The organism is Paracoccus sp. J56, assembly GCF_019633685.1.
Classification (GTDB): domain Bacteria; phylum Pseudomonadota; class Alphaproteobacteria; order Rhodobacterales; family Rhodobacteraceae; genus Paracoccus; species Paracoccus kondratievae.
Map to the genome: position 1 here is coordinate 98618 of NZ_JAFL01000007.1, position 17365 is coordinate 115982.

The following is a 17365-nucleotide window of genomic DNA, read 5'->3' on the forward strand; positions in this document are numbered from 1 at the left end:
TATTTCACCACGAAAGAAGCGTCAGGATTTCTTGCCGATGCGCGGCTCACTACCAGCAAGGATGCGGCGGATATTGGCGTCGTGACGGATGAAGATCAGCACGGTCATAAAGGCCGTAACGGCTGCCATCGCCTTTCCGTCAAGCCATAGGGCGATAAAAGGGGTCAGCGCCGCTGCGACCAGCGCCGAGAGAGACGAGATCCGCAAGATCAGCGCAGTCAGCAGCCACAACCCGCAGGCGACAAGGCCCAGCCGCCAGTCAAGCGCGAGGAGCGTGCCGAGGAAGGTCGCAACACCTTTTCCGCCCCGAAAACCGAGCCAGACGGGAAAAAGGTGGCCAAGGAATGCAGCAGCACCCGCGATCAGCGCCGCATGGGGGTCAGCAAGCGCGCGGGCAAGCAGCACCGCAATCGCGCCCTTGCCGCTGTCAAGCAGCAGGGTGGCGAGGGCTGCGGGGCGGTTTCCGGTACGCAGCACATTGGTTGCGCCAATATTGCCCGAGCCGATCTGGCGTAAATCACCCAGCCCCAGCGCACGGGTGATGACGATGCCAAAAGGGATCGTACCCAGCAGATAGCCGATGGCGGCCCAGAGGATCAGGGTCATGCTTGCGCTCCGAAGACGCGGCGACCGGCAACCCAGGTGCCAAGCACCCTGCCTTCGAGCCGCGCGCCGTCGAAGGGGGTGTTCTTAGACTTCGATAGCAGGGTGAAACGATCAAGCACAAAGGGCGCATCGGGATCAAAGAGCACCAGATCTGCGGGCGCTCCGGCTGACAGCCGCCCGGCGGGCAGGCCAAGACGCCGCGCGGGGTTAAGCGACATCGCACGCCACAGTTGCGGCAGGCTAAGCCCTCCCTGATGGTAAAGCCGCATCGCCGCCGGCAGGAGGGTCTGCAACCCGACGGCACCCGGGGCCGCCTCGGCAAAGGGCAAACGCTTGCTTTCTTCGTCCTGCGGGGTGTGAAAGCTGGCGATCACGTCGATCAGGCCCTCGGCCAGCGCCTCGACCATGGCCAGCCGGTCCTCTTCGGCCCGCAGGGGCGGCGTGAAGCGGAAGAAGGTCCGATAGCCGCCCACATCATATTCATTCAGCGTCAGATGATGGATCGAAATGCCAGCAGTGACATCCAGCCCGGCCTCACGCGCGCGGCGCAGCGCGGGGAGGCTGGCTGCCACCGTGATCTGGTCGGCGTGGTAGCGCGCGCCAGTCATCGCCACCAGCGCAAGATCGCGATCAAGCCCCATCACCTCGGCCATGGGCGAGACAGAGGGCAGGCCGTAGAGCGAAGCGAACTTGCCCGAGGTCGCCGCCGCACCCTTCGACAGGCCGGGGTCCTGCGGGTGACCGACGATCAGCGCGTCCAACCCACGCGCATAGGTCATGCAGCGGGATAAAAGCCGGGTGTCCGGAACGACCCGCACGCCATCGGTAAAGGCAACGGCCCCAGCGTCCTGCAGAAAGCCCATCTCGACCATCTCGCGGCCTTCGCGGGCACGGGTCAGCGCCGCCATATGCCGGATGTTGACCGGCGCATCCGCCGCGCGGCGGGTGGCGAACTCCAGCGCCTCTGGCGTGTCGATCGGCGGCAATGTGTCGGGCCGTGCGATCACGGTCGTCACCCCGCCCGCCGCTGCGGCAAGCCCGGCACTGCGGAAACTTTCCTTGTGGCGTTCACCCGGTTCACCGATTTTGACGCCCCAGTCGATCAGCCCGGGCGCAAGGTGCTTGCCGCCGCAGTCGATCAGCTCGGCGCCTTGCGGGGCCTCCGCCCCAACTGCCTCGATCAGGCCGTCGCGGACGGTCAGCGTGCCCCCGGCCACGGTCTGCGCTTCGGGATCGATAAGGCGGGCGTTGTGAAAATGCAGGATCATGCCATCATCTCCGCCGCCCTGGCGCCACGCTCGGCCCGCAGGTTGCGCGCCAGAAGGTCCATCGCCGCCATACGGACCGCGACGCCCATCTCGACCTGATCCTGAATGACTGAACGGTTGATGTCATCGGCGATGGTGCCGTCGATCTCGACCCCGCGGTTCATTGGACCGGGATGCATGACGATCGCATCGGGCGCGGCCAGTGCCAGCTTTTCCGCATCAAGCCCCCAGCGGTGGTAATATTCCCGCTCAGAGGGGATGAAACCGCCGTCCATCCGCTCTTTCTGAAGGCGCAGCATCATCACCACATCCGCACCTTTCAGCCCTTCGCGCATGTCCTCGTGGACCTCGCAACCCCAGTCGCGGGCACCCGAGGGCATCAGCGTCGCCGGACCGACAAGGCGCAGGCGGTTCTCCATCTTGCCAAGCAGGATCAGGTTTGAGCGCGCAACCCGGCTGTGGGCAATATCGCCGCAAATCGCTACGGTCAGCCGGTGCAACCTGCCTTTGGCGCGGCGGATGGTCAGCGCATCAAGCAGCGCCTGCGTCGGATGTTCATGCCGGCCGTCACCTGCGTTCAGCACCGCGCAATTCACCTTTTGGGCCAGGAGGTCCACCGCCCCTGACTGAGGATGGCGCACGACCAACAGGTCGGGATGCATGGCATTCAGCGTCAGGGCGGTGTCGATCAGTGTCTCGCCCTTTTTGACGCTTGAGGTCTGCATCGAGATGTTCATCACATCAGCACCCAACCGCTTGCCCGCCAGTTCGAAACTGGACTGGGTGCGGGTCGAGTTCTCAAAGAACATGTTGATCTGGGTCATCCCGGCCAGTGCATCGGAATGTTTCACCGTGCGGCGGTTCAGATCGACATAGGTTTCGGCAAGATCAAGAAGCGTGGTGATCTCGGGGGGGGCGAGCGGCTCGATCCCCAAAAGATGGCGGGCACGGAACATGGCTTGGTCCCCAAGGTCGCGGTCGCGCCCTCTATGACAAATGCGGCCCGGCCCGGCAAGCGGCGCGACCTCTTGCATCGGAACGGTTTTTGCCGCATCGCGAAAACATGAGCAGTAAGGGCCACGTCAGCTTTGTCTCGTCAGGACCGGGGGATCCGGAACTGCTGACCTTGCGCGCCATCCGCCTGCTGCAAAGCTGCGACGTGGTGCTGTATGACGACCTCGCCTCGGGGCCGGTGCTGGAGCAGGTCGGCCCGCAGGCCGAGCGCATTCCGGTCGGCAAACGCGCTGGCCGCCCCTCGGCCAAGCAAGAGCATGTGAACGCCCTGCTGGTCGAACATGCGCAGGCGGGCAAACATGTCGTGCGGCTAAAGTCAGGCGATTCAGGCGTCTTTGGCAGACTGGAGGAAGAGCTGACCGCGCTGCGCGACCATGACATCCCCTTTGAGATCGTGCCCGGCGTGCCCTCGGCTATGGCGGCCGCCGCGATGGCGGGGTTGCCGCTGACCCGGCGCCAGACCGCACGGCGGCTGCAATTCGTCACCGGCGCCGATGTGACCGGAGGTCTGCCCGAGGATCAGAACTGGGCGGCGCTGGCCGATCCACATGCGACCACCGTGGTCTTTATGGGACAGCGCACCTTTCCCCAGATGGCAGCTCTGCTGATCCAGAACGGCCTGCCCGCCGACACCCCAGCCCTGCTGGCCGAAGCGGTGGGCCATCCCCATCAACGCCTGATCCGTTCGACGGTAGCCGAGCTTGCCCGGCAACTGACAACCGAGGGACCAAGCCCGCATCCGGCGCTGATTCTTTACGGCCCTCTGGCGCTGGGGGATTAACCCGTTTGTCCCCGCCACGGGCAATATTGCACGCGCGCCAGCAACAGCTATGCTGACCGGCAGGAGAGGGTCAACATGCTGGGTTACATCACCATCCACGACCATACGCCGGGCGAAGGCGACCGGCTGCTGACCGCGCTTGCCCGGCGGCTGGCTGATAGCAGTCTGCGGCTGGCCGGGGCGGTACAGATCAATACCGAAATCATCCCTGACGGCGATTGCGACATGGATCTGATGATCCTTGGCGATGACGGCCCCCTTGTGCGCATCACCCAATCGCTTGGCCCCGGCTCACAGGCCTGCCGGCTGGACAGCGCGGCGCTGGCCCAGGCCGTCGCCCGCACCGAATCAGTGCTTGAGCGCGGAGCCGATCTGCTGATCGTGAACAAATTCGGCAAGCAGGAATGCTTTGGCCGGGGCTTTCGCGATACCATCGGCCGGGCCCTGGCTGCGGGCATCCCGGTGCTGGTCCACGTACCACCCGAACAGCTGTCCGGGTTCCGCCTGTTCGCCGGTGATCTGGCCGAGCCGCTTGCGCCTGAAAACATTGACGACTGGTGCCGCACCCGGCTGGCACGCCCCGCCGCATGAGTACGCTGATCGACGCCCGCGGCCTGTTGTGCCCTCTGCCGGTACTGCGACTGCGCAAACGGCTGCTTGATTTACCACAGGGCAGCCGGGTCATGTTGCTGGCCACCGACCCCGCCGCCGTGATCGACGTACCCCATTTCTGCGCCGAGGCGGGCCATCGCCTGATCACCAGCCGGCAGATCGCCCCCGGTGAGACCGAATATATCGTCGAGCGCGGCCCGGCCTGCCCTGTCGCGGCGGGCTGATGCTGGCAATCTTTCTGAAAACCCTGCCCTTCTTTCTGGTCATCGCCACGGGGTGGCTGGCCGGGCGGCTGCGTTTTTTCCCGGCCGAGGCGACCGGCTGGCTGACGAAATTCGTCTTTTACTTTGCGCTTTCAGCAATGCTGTTTCGCTTTGCCGCGACGCTGGATGTGGCGCAGCTTTTCGATCCCGCCTTCGTGCTTGCCTATCTGACTGGCTCGGCTGCTGTATGGGCGCTGGCCTTTGGGGTGGCGCGCTGGCGCAAACAGCCACTCGCCACCGCCGCAATGGAGGCCCATACCGCCATGACCGGCAACACCGGCTTTCTGGGCGTGCCGATGCTGGTGGTGCTGCTGGGTGAACGCGCCATCGGCCCGGTACTGATGGTGCTGACCATCGACATGATCGTCTTTTCGACCCTGATCACGCTGATCGTTACCGCCGCAAGACAGGGGCGGGTGCGGCTTGCAACGCTGTTGCCCCTGCTGCGCGGGATTGTCTCGAACCCGATGATCGTCTCGATGCTGGCGGGGCTGGCATGGTCCGGGCTGCACCTGCCGATGCCCGGCCCCCTGGATGAATTTCTGGCGCTTCTCGGGGCATCGGCCACGCCGGGGGCACTGTTTGCCATCGGGGCAAGCCTTGCCGGACGCGCGGCCGAACGGCTGGGCCCGGCAATCTGGCTAAGCCTTGCGAAACTGATCCTGCACCCTGTCGCGGTCGGTGTGGCGGCGCTTGCAATCTTTGGCGTGAACCCCGAGGCGGCAGGGGTAATGATTGCGGCTGCGGCTCTGCCGGTCGCAGGCAATGTCTATATTCTTGCGCAATATTTCGGCACCGCCGTCCAGCGCGTTTCGGCTGCGATCCTGATCTCGACCGCGGTAAGCATCGCCACGGTCCCTGTCGTCATTCACCTGATCACGAAAGGCTAGACCATGCCCGGCATTTCCGAACTGCGGCTGCAAAACCTGATTCTGGACATGGATGACGACGGGATCGCGGCCGTCACGCTGAACCGCGCGGCCAAGCGCAACGCCCTGAACGCCGAAACAATCGAAGAGCTGATCAGCGTCTTTTCCGCCCTGCCCGCCGCCGGAGCGCGCGCAGCCATTCTGCGTGCCGAAGGGCCGCATTTCTGCGCCGGGCTGGATCTGGTCGAGCATGGGCAGGAACAACGCAGCCCCGCCGAATTCATGCGCATCTGCCTGCGCTGGCACGAGGCCTTTAACAAGATCGAATATGGCGGCGTCCCGGTCATCGCGGCCCTTAAGGGTGCGGTGGTCGGCGGCGGGCTGGAGCTTGCCTCGTCCGTCCATATCCGCGTCATGGACGAGACCACCTATTTCGGCCTGCCCGAAGGCCAGCGCGGCCTTTTCACCGGCGGCGGCGCCACCATCCGCGTACCGCGTCTGATCGGTCAGGCGCGCATGGTCGATATGATGCTGACCGGTCGGCTGTATGCCGGCGATGAGGCCGTGCAGGTCGGGTTGGCGCAATATCGCGTCAAGGACAGCTGGGCCAAGGCCCGCGAAATCGCCTTGCGCGTCGCGCAGAATACGCCCCTGTCGAATTTCGCCATCTGCTCGGCAATCTCGCATATGCAGAACATGTCGGGGCTGGACGCCGCCTATGCCGAGGCGATGGTCGCAGGCATCGTCAACACGCAAGAGGCCGCCAAGGACCGGCTTGACAGCTTTTCCCGCGGCACCGCGCAAAAGATCAAACCTCAGGGTGCAGGGGCCTAGCCCCGCCCACGCCTAGTTCACCGGGCGGATCAGCTTTTTCTCAAGCACCCGCAGGACGGCCGGCAGATCATGGCCGCGTTTAAGGATGCGGCCATCCATCCCGATCACCGCATATTGCCCCTGGGCATTGCGTAACCGCGGACGCTTTTCAATGCGGTAAAGCGGATGCTCGGTCGCACGGCGAAACACCGAAAATACCGCCATGTCGCGCAGAAAAGACATGGCATAGTCGCGCCATTCGCCCGCCGCCACCATGCGCCCGTAAAGAGAAAGAATGACGCCCAGCTCGGCCCGGTCAAAGGCCACGCGATCATGCTCGGACGGGAAACCGAAGGGCATATTCATCATGACGAAATGGTGACACCGGCCCGGCGCACAATCAATGGAAAACAGGGGTGGCGCCTTGCGCCCCGGCAGCCCGCGCGCATCTGTGGCCTTAAAGGCCCGCCCGTCGACGACCCGCCATTCGGGCCAGGGTACCGTCGCGCCACATGCCTTCGTGCACGCCAACCATGATGACATGGCCCGCGATCAGTGCCAGCAGCAGCCAGGCCAGCTCACCGTGCAGCGCCTCACCTATGGTGACCATCCAGTCGATGGGCGGCTGCTGCGCGGGAAAAACCTCAAAACCAAAGGGCGCAAACACCCGCTCACCACCATAGGCACGCAGCAGCGCCGACACCGGCACGATCACCATCACGAGATAAAGCGCCAGATGGCCAAGCCGTGCGGCAATGCCCCAGAACCCGGCCCCATGGTCAGGCCGGTGCCGGCGGTTGACCAGCGCCCAGATCACCCTGATCACGATCAGCAGGAACAGCACCGTTCCAACCGGTTGATGCCAGCCGACAAAGAACCCCACCAGCGGCGTGCGCCCCAACACGAGCCTCAGCCCCATGCCGGTAAACTGCCAAAGCATCAGGACGGCGATGCTCCAATGCAATAACCGCGTCATCCTGCCATAGCGCAGCGCGGTATCCCGCCACGTTAGGGAATTGCAAAGATTTGTCTCTTTTGGCACGGTCACTTGAAATGGGTAAAGTTGACTAGATTTGTTGGTGACAGTATGGCCATGACCCCATACGGGCAAGTCCCGCAAGCCGGCATCCGGGGTCACATGATTGTCAACGCTTTCTTTCCCTTGCAGTTTTTCCCATCCCGAAAAGGGCGGGCGTGACATGGATGTCTTTCGTCATCAGGCGCAAAGCGCAGACAACCACCCGTTGACCGAGGCACAAGAGGGGTTGTGGTATGTTCAGGCGCTGGACCCCGAAAACCCGATTCTGAATACCGGGCAGTATCTTGAGCTGACCGGCCCTCTGGACCGGGATGCGCTGGTTCAGGCCGTGACCCGCACCGTCGCCGAGACCCCGGCCCTGGCGCTGCGCTTTGCCACCGGGCCAGAGGGACCGCGGCAATGGGTGGGGCAGCCCCCGATGCTGGGTTTTGCCGATCTGTCCGCCCAACCCGACGCCAAGGCGCAGGCTCTGGCCCGGATGCAGGCCGACAGCCAGCGCCCGCTGGATCTGGAAAATGAACCTGCGGGGGCGCTGACGCTTTTCGTACTCGGCCCCCGGCACCATCTGCTTTACGAGCGCATCCATCACCTGGCCATCGACGGCTATGGCATGGTGCTGGTGACAAACCGTATCGCCGCGCATTACGCGGCGCTGGTTGCCGGAGCCCCCGTACCCCAACCCTTTGGCCCTCTGTCGCTGGCGTTCGAAGAGGATACAGCCTGGCGCGCCTCGCCCCGCCGCCTTGCCGACCGTGACTGGTGGCACGCCGAACTGGCCGAAATGCCCGAAGTCAGCGGGCTGGCTCAGGGTCGCGCGGTCAGCGGCCATGATTTCCTGCGCGATTCGCGCCTGCTGCCCCAGCCGCTGCTGGACAGGTTGGCCGATTACAGCACCACGCACCGGCTGGGCTGGCCCGATGTGCTGAATGCGCTGACCGGGGCCTATCTTGCGCGCTGGACGGGCGGAGAGGCGGTGATCGGCCTGCCCTTCATGGCCCGCATGGGGCGCACGATTGCCCAGGTGCCCTGTATGGCGATGAACGTGCTGCCGCACCGGCTGCAACTGGACGAGGACGCGCCCCTGCCCGAATGGCTGGCAGCGCAGTCCCGGCGTATGGCGCAGGCCCGTCGCCGTGGCCTTTACCGCAGCGAGCTTTTGCGGCGCGAGCTGGGGCTCGTGGGTGGCACACGGCGCCTTTATGGCCCGCTGGTAAACGTGCAACCTTTTGACAAAGCGCCTGAGTTTCCGGGCCTTGATTGTCGTTTACATATCCTTGGCGCTGGCGCAGTCGATGACCTGACCCTGACTTTTCGCGGCGATCCCGCCTCGGGCATGATCTTTGAGGTGGATGCAAACCCCGCCCTCTACTCAACCGAAGAGGTACGCGCCCATGGCGACCGGCTGGTGGCCTTTCTGACCGCCGCGCTCAGCGCAGAAAGCCTTGCCAGTGTCCCGACCGCCAGCCCCGAAGAAATCGCAGCCTCGCGCGCACGGGCCGAGGCCACGCGCCACCCCCTGCCCGACACTACCCTGACTGCGCTGATCGAGACCCGGCTGACCGCAACACCCAAGGACCCGGCCGTCAGCCTTGGCGCACAGACCCTCAGTTTTGCGGAACTCGATCGCCGCAGCGCCGCCCTTGCCGCGCAACTGCAACAGCTTGGCGCAGGTCCCGACCGTATCGTGGCGGTGGCGCTTGAGCGGTCGCTGGAACTGCCCGTCGCATTGCTGGCGATCCTGCGCGCCGGGGCGGCGTATCTGCCGCTTGACCCTGCGCATCCGCCCGAACGCATCGCCCGCATCATGGCGCAGGCACAACCGGTCGCGGCACTGACCTCGGCCGATCTGACCGGGCTGTTCCCACCCGAAACCCGGATTCTGCTGCCCGAAAACTGGCCTGCTGAAGGCCAACCAAAGGACGGGCCTCGGCCCGGCGATCTGGCCTATGTGATCTTTACCTCGGGCTCGACCGGCGAGCCCAAGGGCGTCGCGGTCGAACATCGCGCCATCGTCAACCGCCTGTTGTGGATGCAGGCGCATTACGGCGTCGGGTCGCAGGACCGCATCCTGCAAAAGACCCCCGCTACCTTCGACGTTTCAGTGTGGGAGTTCTTCCTGCCCATGATCACGGGGGCCGAGCTGGTGATGGCACCCCCCGGCGCACATCGTGACCCCGCGGCCATCGCGCGCCTGATCCGCGAACGTGCCATCACTACCTGCCATTTCGTCCCGTCGATGCTTTCGGCGTTTCTGGCCTCGCCGGCCTCGCAGGGACTGCAACTGCGGCGGGTCTTTTGCTCGGGAGAAGAGCTGACAGCGGATCAGCGCGACCGTTTCCACGCCCGGATCAAGGCCGGGTTGCATAACCTCTATGGCCCGACCGAAGCGGCAGTGGATGTCAGCTATTGGCCCGCTACGCCCGAAGACCGCTCAAACCCCATCCCGATTGGCTGGCCGGTATGGAATACGGCGCTGGAGGTGCTGGACGACCGGATGCGCCCCGTGCCGCCGGGACTGGCCGGGCATCTGTATCTGGGCGGGGTGCAACTGGCGCGCGGCTATCTGGGTCGCCCCGATCTGACGGCCGAGCGGTTTATCAACGGGCCTGCGGGACGGCTTTACGCCACCGGCGATCTGGCGCGGCTTCGGCCGGATGGGGCGGTGGTCTATCTTGGCCGCTCGGACCATCAGGTCAAGATCCGCGGACTGCGGGTCGAGCTGGGCGAGATCGAGGCCGCGATCATGGCCTCCGGCCTTGCCCGCGAATGTGTGGTCATCGCGCGCGAAGATCATGCCGGCGAAAAGCGTCTCGTCGCCTATCTGGTGCCGACCGTCGACTGGCGGCCGGGCCTGTTGGCCGAGCGGCTGGCGGCCTGCCTGCCTGCCTATATGGTCCCCTCGGCCGAGGTGGCGCTGGAGGCGCTGCCCGTAACCTCGAACGGCAAGCTTGATCGCAAGGCGCTGCCCGCGCCGGAATTCGCCGTGGCCGGCCGGGCCGCCGAAACCCCGACCGAACAACTGCTGGCCCGGCTTTACGCCGAGATCCTGCACCTGTCTGAACCCGCCCCAGCCGAAGCGGATTTCTTTGCGCTTGGCGGGGATTCGCTATCCGCTGTGCGGCTGGCCCAGGCGCTTGAGGCCGAAATCGGCCGCGACCCCGGCCTTGGCACGATTTTTGAACATCCCGTGCTGGCGGTACTGGCCGCAGCACTGGACGGTCAGGCGCCGCAGGACGACGGGCTTGGCCCGGTGATCCTGCTGGCCGAAGGCGATGCCAATACCGAGCCACTTTTCCTTATCCACCCGGCTGGCGGGCTGTCCTGGGGCTATCGCGGTCTTGCCCGGCGCATCGCCCCCACCCGGCGGGTCTGGGGGTTGCAGCACCCGGGGCTTGATCCATCCGTGCCCATGCCGGACAGCCTTGCCGCGCTGGCGCAGGACTATGCGCAAAAGGCGGCTGAACTGGCACCACAGGGACCGATCCATCTGGTCGGCTGGTCGGTCGGCGGCATCCTGGCCCAGGAAATCGCGGCGATCCTGTCCGGCATGGGCCGTGAGCCCGGCCTTGTCGCCATGCTGGACAGCTATCCCTGCGACGCCTGGCGTGATGAGCCCGAACCTGACCCGGTCGCCGCGCTGCGCGCACTGCTGGCCATTGCCGGCTATGATCCCGAGGCGCATCGCGATCTGGACACCCGCGAGGCGGTCGTCGCCTTTCTGCGTCAGGGTGACAGCGCGCTGGGGGCATTGCCCGCGCAGGTGCTTGACGGGGTGATCCGCACAGTCACCGGCACGAACCGGCTGATCCGCAACCATCACCACCGCCGCTACGACGGCAAGATCACGCATTTCCGCGCCGCCCGCGATCACAAGGACCGGGATCTGACACCGGAAATGTGGGGCCCCTATGTCGGCTGGCTAGAGGTCATCGACCTGCCCTTTTTACACGCCGAGATGACCTCGACCGAGGCCACCGCCCTGATTGGACCCGCGATTAACCAAAGGCTGCGCCGCGGCTGACCACCGTATCCGGCGGGCGCAGCAGCAACAACGGTAAGGCAAGGGGCAGGTTTGGGGCAGACCCTTGCCTCAACTCAGCCATGGCAGAACGCCCAGTCCTCGCGCATTCAGGCAGCTCCCCGCCCCCGCGGGACGCGATGCGCGGCCATATTCCGACCATGCCAAGGCCGCAAAGCAGCCCGATTAACAGATATCCGGCCAAGCCCATCCGAATCACCTCATCGTTTCGCACCATCATTCGCGCGAAAGTCCAAAGATCCGGTTAATCCGCCTCGGCGAATTGAAAAACCAGCGGGAACGAGCCGGCGAGGGTCTGGATATGGACATGTTCGCGCAGCACATGAAGTTGCGCGCGATGCCCGGGATGTTGTGCAAGATCGGCAACGAACTGCATGGTCGCAGGCGCAGGACCATCGGGCGGCGGGCCGTCACTGCCCGAGCGTTTTTCGCGATCCCCCAATGCCACCAGCAGCGGCAGCGAGGCCGGGGCGGCAGCAGCGGCAACACGGCGGATCAGTGCCTCATCCCACCAGATTGACGGGCTGATCGAGGCGTAACGCGCAAACCCCCCGGGCCGCGCCAACAGCGCATAAAGCGCAAAAAGCCCGCCAAAACTGTGCCCCCAGAGCGTGCGGCGGGCGGGGTCGACAGCAAGGCCATCCTCGGCCGCAGCACGCAGCGGTCCGGTCAGCAGATCGTGAAAGATCGCCGCACCTCCAGCCGTCCGGCCGGGATGAACGTGATCGGGGCGCAGCCCGTCTCCGGGACCGTCGGGGGCGGTAAAATCCTGCGTCCGCAGTTCACGCGCGAATTGCCGGTCAGTGTCATAGCCGACACCGACGATCACCAGCCCCGGCGCCTGGGCCAAATGCTCGGCCGTCAGAAAGTCGAAAACAGCATTGCCATCCAGCATGTAGAGGATCGGCCAACCCTGCACAGGCGCTGGCCCCCTGGGTAAGGCAAGAAACAACCGGTAGCCCGGACCAACGGCCACCGTGCGCTGCGAAAGTTCATGTGTTGGCGCGCCGGTCTGAAATATGCGCAGCTCTGCCTGCTTTCTTGCGTGTTCGGGCCCGACTTTGCCTAGCTGCGACATGGTGCGACAATCCTTCCGTTCACAAAGCTCTGTGCCGTGGTTTGGGTTAGTTGACAAGGACCGTCAGGAATATAGGGTGCCCCGCGAAACCAGCCAGCCATAGCGGTCAGCTAACCCGATCCCTTTCAGGAGTTCCCCCCATGGCCATTCGTTCCTGCCTCTCATTGCGCGCGATGCTGGGCGCCTCGGCGCTGGCACTGTCGGTCCTGTCCGGCCCGGTGCTGGCCGACACCATCTTTACCAAACCGCTGGTTGATTTCGCCGGTTATGTCGGAGCAGGCGGCGTGGACCGCGCCCCTGTTTATAAAGGCGGCAAGGCGGTGATCGAGGGCGAGGACCTTATCCCCGGCCAGACCGTCACGCTGATGCGCGGCACGACCACCCTGAACGCTGAACCGATCACCGTCGATGCCGAGGGCAAGTTCAGCTTTGCGCTGGACATTGATGCCGAGGCCGAACTGGGCCTGCAACCGATCGTCGTCATCACCGAAAACCCCGCCTCGGCCAAGGTGGTCGAGTTGAAGATCTCGCCCGAGGTACCGGTCTCGGGCACGGACAAGTTCTCGGTCGCCAGCGAACCGGTGGTGCGCGGCCTTTATCAGGTCAAGTTCAGCGAGGCCGCGAACGCCGCCTTTGTGACCAGCGCGGTCGGCCGTCCCCCGGTCAAGGAATCCAAACTTGTCAAGATCAACCCCGAGACGCTGAAGATCGAGGCCGAGGTTACGCCCGCCGCCGCTCCGGCTGGCGGAGACGGCAGCGACGCAGGGGTTTTCGCCGTCTATGGCGTCGACGTCGATGAGGCAAACGGCAATGTCTGGGTGACGAATACCCGTCAGAACACCGCCGCAGTCTACAGGCAATCGGACCTGTCGCTGGTCAAGCAATTCGAGCCGGGGGCCGTTCCTCATGCCCGCGATATCATCGTGGATGAGGCCAACAGCCGCGCCTATGCCAGCTCGACCGGCTCATCCGAGATCAAGGTCTTTGACACCAAGACCCTTGAGCCGCTGGAGCCTATCGTCATCAAATCGCAGATCCGGGGCGAGCAGTTCTCGACCATGGCGCTGGATATCGACGAAAAGGGCGGCACGCTTGTCACCGTCAGCCTGTCCACCCCGGAAGCAGCAATCGTCGATCTGAAATCGGGCGAAGTCCGGGTGATCGCGCTGCCCGGCGCCAAGGCCGCCTCGGGCGTGGCCTATGACCCGAAAGAGGGGCTGATCTTTGTCGCCTCGCAGGCCACCGACAACCTGCTGATCATCAAGGCCGAAACCGGCGAAGTCCTGCATGACGTCGCCGTGGGGGCCGGGGCGCTGAACGTCGCATTCGAGCCGGTCTCGCGGCTGGCCTATGTCGCCACGCGCGGCGCCGGTACCATCGCCGTCGTCAGCCCCGAAGGCGAAATCGTCGCCAACATCGACGCCGGCAGCCTGCCGAACCAGTTGCGCGCCGATGGCAAAGGCAACATCTGGGCGGTGAACAAGTCGAAAGGCGAAGGGGACGAGGCCGGCGACCGTATCTGGCGCATCACCCCCGCCGCAGGCTAAGACAGCCTCTGACCCGGCCCGTGGCGAGCAAATCCCAGCGCGCCACGGGTATTTGCGAATGGATGCGCCCATGACCCTGACCCGCGCCCTGCTTGCCGCCCTTGCCCTGGTCACTTCGCTGGCTGCGGCCCGGGCTGAGGTGACCGTCACGGATATCATTGGGCGTCAGGTCACCCTGCCCCAGCCTGCAAAGCATATCGTTCTGGGCGAAGGCCGTCATCTGGCCGTCCTTGGGCTGATCCATGACGATCCGGTGGCGCTGGTCGCGGGCTGGCGGCTGGACAAGGCGCTGGATGAGCCGACAATGCAGGCCTATCGCGAGAAATTCCCCGCCATTGACGAGATCCGTCCCGTCGGCTCGGGCAACCGCGATATCTCGGCCGAGGCGATCATTGCCCTGCATCCCGATCTGGTGGTCCTGACACTGATCGACCGCAACGACCCCGGCACCGAAGTCGCCCGCCAGCAAATCGAGGCCGCAGGTATCCCGGTTGCCTATGTGGATTTCTTTTCCCACCCCCAGGAAAATTCGATCCCCAGCCTGCGCGTTCTTGGCAAACTGACCGGCGCCGAGGAACGGGCCGAGGAATTCGCGACCTTCTACGAAAGCCGCCTGACGCGTATCCGCGACCGGCTGGCCGCGCCGGATATCAGGCGGCCACGCGTGTTCTTTCACGTCCATGCCGCGCCGGTGAACTGCTGTTCAACGGTCGGAACCGGGGTGTTTAACGACTTTATCACCACTGCTGGCGGCCAGAATATCGGCAACGACAGCGTGAAAGGCGTGCTTGGCAATGTCAGTCTGGAATATCTGATCGGGGCCGATCCCGATATCTATATCGCCACAGGCGGCACGCATATGGCGGCGCGTGGCGGGCTTGTGCTTGGCTCGGGCGTCGATGCCAGGACCGCGCAGGCCAGCTTTGACCGGCTGATCTCGGCCCCCGGCTTTTCCTCGCTGCGGGCGGTGGAGGACGGCCGCGTCGCCGGGGTCTGGCATCTTTTCAACGATTCGCCCGTGCATATCGCGCTGATCGAATATCTGGCGAAAACCTTCCATCCCGACCTTTTCGAGGACGTCGATCCCGCCGCCACCCTGGCCGAGATCAACGCCCGTTTCTCGCCCGTCACTGTGCCGGGTACATGGTGGGTGGCCCCCAAAAAATGAGCGACGCGATCCTGCAACTTTACCACCGGCAAGGCCGGCGCAACGCCCTGCTCGTGGGCGTTCTGGGTGTGGCGGCGCTGGCGGCGCTGCTGTTGGATCTGGTCACCGGCCCGGCCGGTCTGCCGCTGGCAGAAACGCTGCGCGCGCTGACCGGAGGTGAGGTCGGGCGCGGCACGCAGGTGATCGTCTGGGATGTGCGGCTGCCGGTCGCCTGTATGGCCTTGCTCGTCGGGGCGGCGCTGGCGCTTGCCGGGGCCGAGATGCAGACCGTGCTGGAAAACCCGCTGGCCGAATCCTTTACCTTGGGCGTTTCGTCTTCGGCCGCGCTTGGCGCAGCGGTGGCGATCGTGCTGGGCCTGACCCTGCCCGGCCTGCCCGCCGTCTGGAGCGTTTCCGTCAACGCCTTTGTCTTTGCGGTTGGCGCGCTTGCCCTGCTGCAATTGCTTGGCCGGTTGCGCGGCGGCGGGCCGGAGGTCCTGATCCTTTTCGGGGTGGCTCTGAATTTTACCTCGGCCGCACTGCTGTCGCTGCTGCAATTTGTCGCCTCGGCCGATGCGCTGCAACAGCTGGTGTTCTGGACCATGGGCAGCCTGGCCTCGGCGCAATGGCAGGGGGTGCTGATGCTGGCGCTGGTGCTGGCCATTACGGTACCTTTTTCCTTCCGCGCCGCATGGAGGCTGACCGCACTGCGGCTGGGCGAGGCGCAGGCCCGCAGCTTTGGCGTCGATGTCTCCGGGCTAAGGCGCTGGACACTGCTCAGGGTCAGCCTGCTGGCCGCCTCGGCCGTGTCGATGGTGGGGGTGATCGGTTTTGTCGGTCTGGCCGGGCCACATATCGCCCGCATGCTGGTCGGCGAAAACCACCGCGTCTTTCTGCCCGCCAGCATCCTGACCGGGGCGCTGGTGATGTCGCTGGCCTCGACGCTTAGCAAGACGCTGGTGCCGGGTGTGCTGCTGCCGGTCGGGCTGGTCACCTCTCTGATCGGGTTGCCGATCTTTTTCGCGCTGATCCTGCGGGGAAGGCGGCGTTGATGGAGGGGTTGCTCGCACAGAATATCTCGGTCCGCTACGGTGCACGCAATGTGCTGTCGGGGCTGGATCTGCCACTGTTGCGCCCGGGCGAAGTCACTGTGCTGGCTGGACCGAACGCCGCAGGAAAGTCCACGCTGCTGCGCGCCATCGCCCAGCTGCAACCCTATGGTGGCAAGGTAGTCCTTGACGGCAGCGACCTTGCGCATGTTCCGATGCGCGACCGCGCCCGGCTGGTCGGCTTCATGCCGCAAAGCCTGCCGGCCAGCTCTTCTCTTGTGGCGCTGGAAAGCGTGATCGCGGCGCTGCGTTCGGGGGACACCGTCAGCGCGCGACAGGCCGATGCCACGGCCATGGCAGTCCTGAACAAGCTGGGGATCGAGGCGCTGGCGCTTGAGCCCCTGTCATCGCTGTCAGGCGGGCAGCGCCAGATGGTCAGCCTGGCGCAAGCCATCGTGCGCGACCCACGCCTGTTGCTGCTGGACGAACCGACCAGCGCGCTGGATCTGGCGCGGCAGGTCCGTCTGTTATCAGAACTGCGTCGGCTGGCAGGCGAGGGCCGGATCGTTGTCGCAGTGCTGCATGATCTGGCGCTGGCGGCGCAATGGGCCGACCGCATCGTATTGATCCACGGCGGCCATACCCGTGCCGAAGGACGCCCCGAAGAGGTTCTGACCCCCGAGCTGCTGGCAGAGGTCTATGGCGTCGAGGCCAGAGTTGAACGCTGTTCGCGCGGGCGCATCATGGTAATGATCGACGGCGAGCACGCCCCCGCCTGAGCCGCTGGGTTCAGTTCGCCCTCTGGCGCGAACGGAAGGGCAAGGGGGTCACCGGGATGCCGTCCTCAAGCAGCTTTTTGGCGTCCTCAAGCCGCGCCTCGCCATGGATCGCGCGTTCGGGGACCTGCCCCTCGAACATGGCGCGGGCCTCAGAGGCAAAGGACATGCCCACGTAATCCGAGTTATTCTCGATATGCTGGCGCAGCTTTTCGACCGTGGCCTCATATTCATTGCGCGGGGTGTGCAGATCGGCAGCCTCGTCGCGCGATTGCGCGACACGCGGGGCCATCAGCGCCTTTTCCACCTTGGCCGAACCGCAATGCGTACAAGAGATCTGACCCGCCGAACGCAAGCTTTCAAACCCGTCCGAGGACCGGAACCAGCCGTCGAAATCATGGCCTTTGTCACAGCGCAGGGCGTAGCGGATCATCTTGACTCCTTTCCCCTTCAGATATCGGGGG

The 17365-nt window shown here is 65.0% G+C and carries 17 protein-coding genes; 10 read left to right on the plus strand and 7 right to left on the minus strand.

Annotated features, from left to right (window positions below):
* Positions 1-21 precede the first annotated feature (21 nt).
* The 3 genes from plsY to M511_RS07025 are packed head-to-tail and all read right to left on the minus strand — an operon-like array spanning position 22 to position 2830.
* Positions 22-606 carry a glycerol-3-phosphate 1-O-acyltransferase PlsY gene (gene plsY / locus M511_RS07015; protein ID WP_010393610.1) on the minus strand — a complete coding sequence of 195 codons (585 nt, stop codon included), beginning with the start codon at positions 604-606 and terminating at the stop codon, positions 22-24.
* Positions 603-1874, minus strand: coding sequence for a dihydroorotase (gene pyrC, locus M511_RS07020; protein ID WP_010393609.1), 1272 nt, complete (start codon positions 1872-1874; stop codon positions 603-605). The genes plsY and pyrC overlap by 4 nt, the downstream gene beginning before the upstream one ends.
* A complete protein-coding gene (locus tag M511_RS07025) occupies positions 1871-2830 on the minus strand; it encodes an aspartate carbamoyltransferase catalytic subunit (RefSeq protein ID WP_029371515.1) in 960 nt (319 codons plus the stop codon). The genes pyrC and M511_RS07025 overlap by 4 nt, the downstream gene beginning before the upstream one ends.
* Positions 2831-2937: 107 nt before the next feature.
* Between M511_RS07025 and cobA the strand changes: the two genes are divergently transcribed.
* The 5 genes from cobA (at position 2938) to M511_RS07050 (ending at position 6247) form a co-directional block, all read left to right on the plus strand.
* On the plus strand, positions 2938-3669 hold the full coding sequence (gene cobA / locus M511_RS07030) for a uroporphyrinogen-III C-methyltransferase (RefSeq protein ID WP_010393604.1): 732 nt from the start codon (positions 2938-2940) through the stop codon (positions 3667-3669).
* Positions 3670-3744: 75 nt separating this feature from the next.
* Positions 3745-4260: a DUF2478 domain-containing protein gene (locus tag M511_RS07035; RefSeq protein WP_010393602.1), complete on the plus strand. Its 516-nt coding sequence runs from the start codon at positions 3745-3747 to the stop codon at positions 4258-4260.
* A complete protein-coding gene (locus tag M511_RS07040; protein WP_010393600.1) occupies positions 4257-4505 on the plus strand; it encodes a sulfurtransferase TusA family protein in 249 nt (82 codons plus the stop codon). The genes M511_RS07035 and M511_RS07040 overlap by 4 nt, the downstream gene beginning before the upstream one ends.
* Positions 4505-5434 (plus strand): AEC family transporter, encoded by a 930-nt coding sequence (locus M511_RS07045; protein ID WP_085501776.1) that lies wholly within the window; start codon positions 4505-4507, stop codon positions 5432-5434. The genes M511_RS07040 and M511_RS07045 overlap by 1 nt, the downstream gene beginning before the upstream one ends.
* Positions 5435-5437: 3 nt before the next feature.
* Positions 5438-6247, plus strand: coding sequence for a crotonase/enoyl-CoA hydratase family protein (locus M511_RS07050; protein ID WP_085501777.1), 810 nt, complete (start codon positions 5438-5440; stop codon positions 6245-6247).
* A 12-nt stretch (positions 6248-6259) separates the two neighbouring features.
* Here M511_RS07050 and M511_RS07055 read toward each other — a convergent pair whose 3' ends face one another.
* Positions 6260-6592 carry a DUF2794 domain-containing protein gene (locus M511_RS07055; RefSeq protein WP_029371513.1) on the minus strand — a complete coding sequence of 111 codons (333 nt, stop codon included), beginning with the start codon at positions 6590-6592 and terminating at the stop codon, positions 6260-6262.
* 91 nt (positions 6593-6683) lie between these two features.
* Entirely contained in the window at positions 6684-7202 is a 519-nt protein-coding gene (locus M511_RS07060) for a cytochrome b (RefSeq protein ID WP_085501810.1), read from the minus strand.
* Between the two features lie 223 nt (positions 7203-7425).
* Between M511_RS07060 and M511_RS07065 the strand changes: the two genes are divergently transcribed.
* Entirely contained in the window at positions 7426-11286 is a 3861-nt protein-coding gene (locus M511_RS07065) for a non-ribosomal peptide synthetase (RefSeq protein WP_085501778.1), read from the plus strand.
* Positions 11287-11548: 262 nt separating this feature from the next.
* On the opposite strand, the gene M511_RS07070 is transcribed toward M511_RS07065, so the two are convergent.
* Positions 11549-12382 carry an alpha/beta hydrolase gene (locus M511_RS07070; protein WP_085501779.1) on the minus strand — a complete coding sequence of 278 codons (834 nt, stop codon included), beginning with the start codon at positions 12380-12382 and terminating at the stop codon, positions 11549-11551.
* A gap of 140 nt (positions 12383-12522) precedes the next feature.
* On the opposite strand from M511_RS07070, the gene M511_RS07075 reads away from it, so the two are divergent.
* The 4 genes from M511_RS07075 to M511_RS07090 all read left to right on the plus strand — a co-directional run bounded on the left by M511_RS07075 (position 12523) and on the right by M511_RS07090 (position 16904).
* A complete protein-coding gene (locus M511_RS07075) occupies positions 12523-13929 on the plus strand; it encodes a Vgb family protein (RefSeq protein ID WP_085501780.1) in 1407 nt (468 codons plus the stop codon).
* A 70-nt stretch (positions 13930-13999) separates the two neighbouring features.
* The gene (locus M511_RS07080; RefSeq protein WP_040601707.1) at positions 14000-15097 is read left to right on the plus strand and encodes an ABC transporter substrate-binding protein; all 1098 of its coding nucleotides are present in this window, start codon (positions 14000-14002) and stop codon (positions 15095-15097) included.
* Positions 15094-16128: a FecCD family ABC transporter permease gene (locus tag M511_RS07085; RefSeq protein ID WP_085501781.1), complete on the plus strand. Its 1035-nt coding sequence runs from the start codon at positions 15094-15096 to the stop codon at positions 16126-16128. Before M511_RS07080 ends, M511_RS07085 begins: the two co-directional genes overlap by 4 nt.
* The gene (locus tag M511_RS07090; RefSeq protein ID WP_085501782.1) at positions 16128-16904 is read left to right on the plus strand and encodes an ABC transporter ATP-binding protein; all 777 of its coding nucleotides are present in this window, start codon (positions 16128-16130) and stop codon (positions 16902-16904) included. The genes M511_RS07085 and M511_RS07090 overlap by 1 nt, the downstream gene beginning before the upstream one ends.
* 10 nt (positions 16905-16914) lie before the next feature.
* On the opposite strand, the gene M511_RS07095 is transcribed toward M511_RS07090, so the two are convergent.
* Entirely contained in the window at positions 16915-17334 is a 420-nt protein-coding gene (locus M511_RS07095) for a DUF1178 family protein (RefSeq protein WP_010393573.1), read from the minus strand.
* Positions 17335-17365 lie beyond the last annotated feature (31 nt).

Excerpts from the sequence above, each read along its gene's own strand:
- M511_RS07065 (WP_085501778.1), top strand. The coding sequence starts at position 7,426 with ATGGATGTCTTTCGTCATCAGGCGCAAAGCGCAGACAACCACCCGTTG.
- M511_RS07070 (WP_085501779.1), bottom strand. The coding sequence starts at position 12,382 with ATGTCGCAGCTAGGCAAAGTCGGGCCCGAACACGCAAGAAAGCAGGCA.
- M511_RS07045 (WP_085501776.1), top strand. The coding sequence starts at position 4,505 with ATGCTGGCAATCTTTCTGAAAACCCTGCCCTTCTTTCTGGTCATCGCC.
- M511_RS07025 (WP_029371515.1), bottom strand. The coding sequence starts at position 2,830 with ATGTTCCGTGCCCGCCATCTTTTGGGGATCGAGCCGCTCGCCCCCCCC.
- cobA (WP_010393604.1), top strand. The coding sequence starts at position 2,938 with ATGAGCAGTAAGGGCCACGTCAGCTTTGTCTCGTCAGGACCGGGGGAT.
- M511_RS07050 (WP_085501777.1), top strand. The coding sequence starts at position 5,438 with ATGCCCGGCATTTCCGAACTGCGGCTGCAAAACCTGATTCTGGACATG.
- plsY (WP_010393610.1), bottom strand. The coding sequence starts at position 606 with ATGACCCTGATCCTCTGGGCCGCCATCGGCTATCTGCTGGGTACGATC.
- M511_RS07060 (WP_085501810.1), bottom strand. The coding sequence starts at position 7,202 with ATGACGCGGTTATTGCATTGGAGCATCGCCGTCCTGATGCTTTGGCAG.
- M511_RS07040 (WP_010393600.1), top strand. The coding sequence starts at position 4,257 with ATGAGTACGCTGATCGACGCCCGCGGCCTGTTGTGCCCTCTGCCGGTA.
- M511_RS07090 (WP_085501782.1), top strand. The coding sequence starts at position 16,128 with ATGGAGGGGTTGCTCGCACAGAATATCTCGGTCCGCTACGGTGCACGC.
- M511_RS07095 (WP_010393573.1), bottom strand. The coding sequence starts at position 17,334 with ATGATCCGCTACGCCCTGCGCTGTGACAAAGGCCATGATTTCGACGGC.
- M511_RS07035 (WP_010393602.1), top strand. The coding sequence starts at position 3,745 with ATGCTGGGTTACATCACCATCCACGACCATACGCCGGGCGAAGGCGAC.
- M511_RS07075 (WP_085501780.1), top strand. The coding sequence starts at position 12,523 with ATGGCCATTCGTTCCTGCCTCTCATTGCGCGCGATGCTGGGCGCCTCG.
- M511_RS07085 (WP_085501781.1), top strand. The coding sequence starts at position 15,094 with ATGAGCGACGCGATCCTGCAACTTTACCACCGGCAAGGCCGGCGCAAC.
- M511_RS07080 (WP_040601707.1), top strand. The coding sequence starts at position 14,000 with ATGACCCTGACCCGCGCCCTGCTTGCCGCCCTTGCCCTGGTCACTTCG.
- M511_RS07055 (WP_029371513.1), bottom strand. The coding sequence starts at position 6,592 with ATGAATATGCCCTTCGGTTTCCCGTCCGAGCATGATCGCGTGGCCTTT.
- pyrC (WP_010393609.1), bottom strand. The coding sequence starts at position 1,874 with ATGATCCTGCATTTTCACAACGCCCGCCTTATCGATCCCGAAGCGCAG.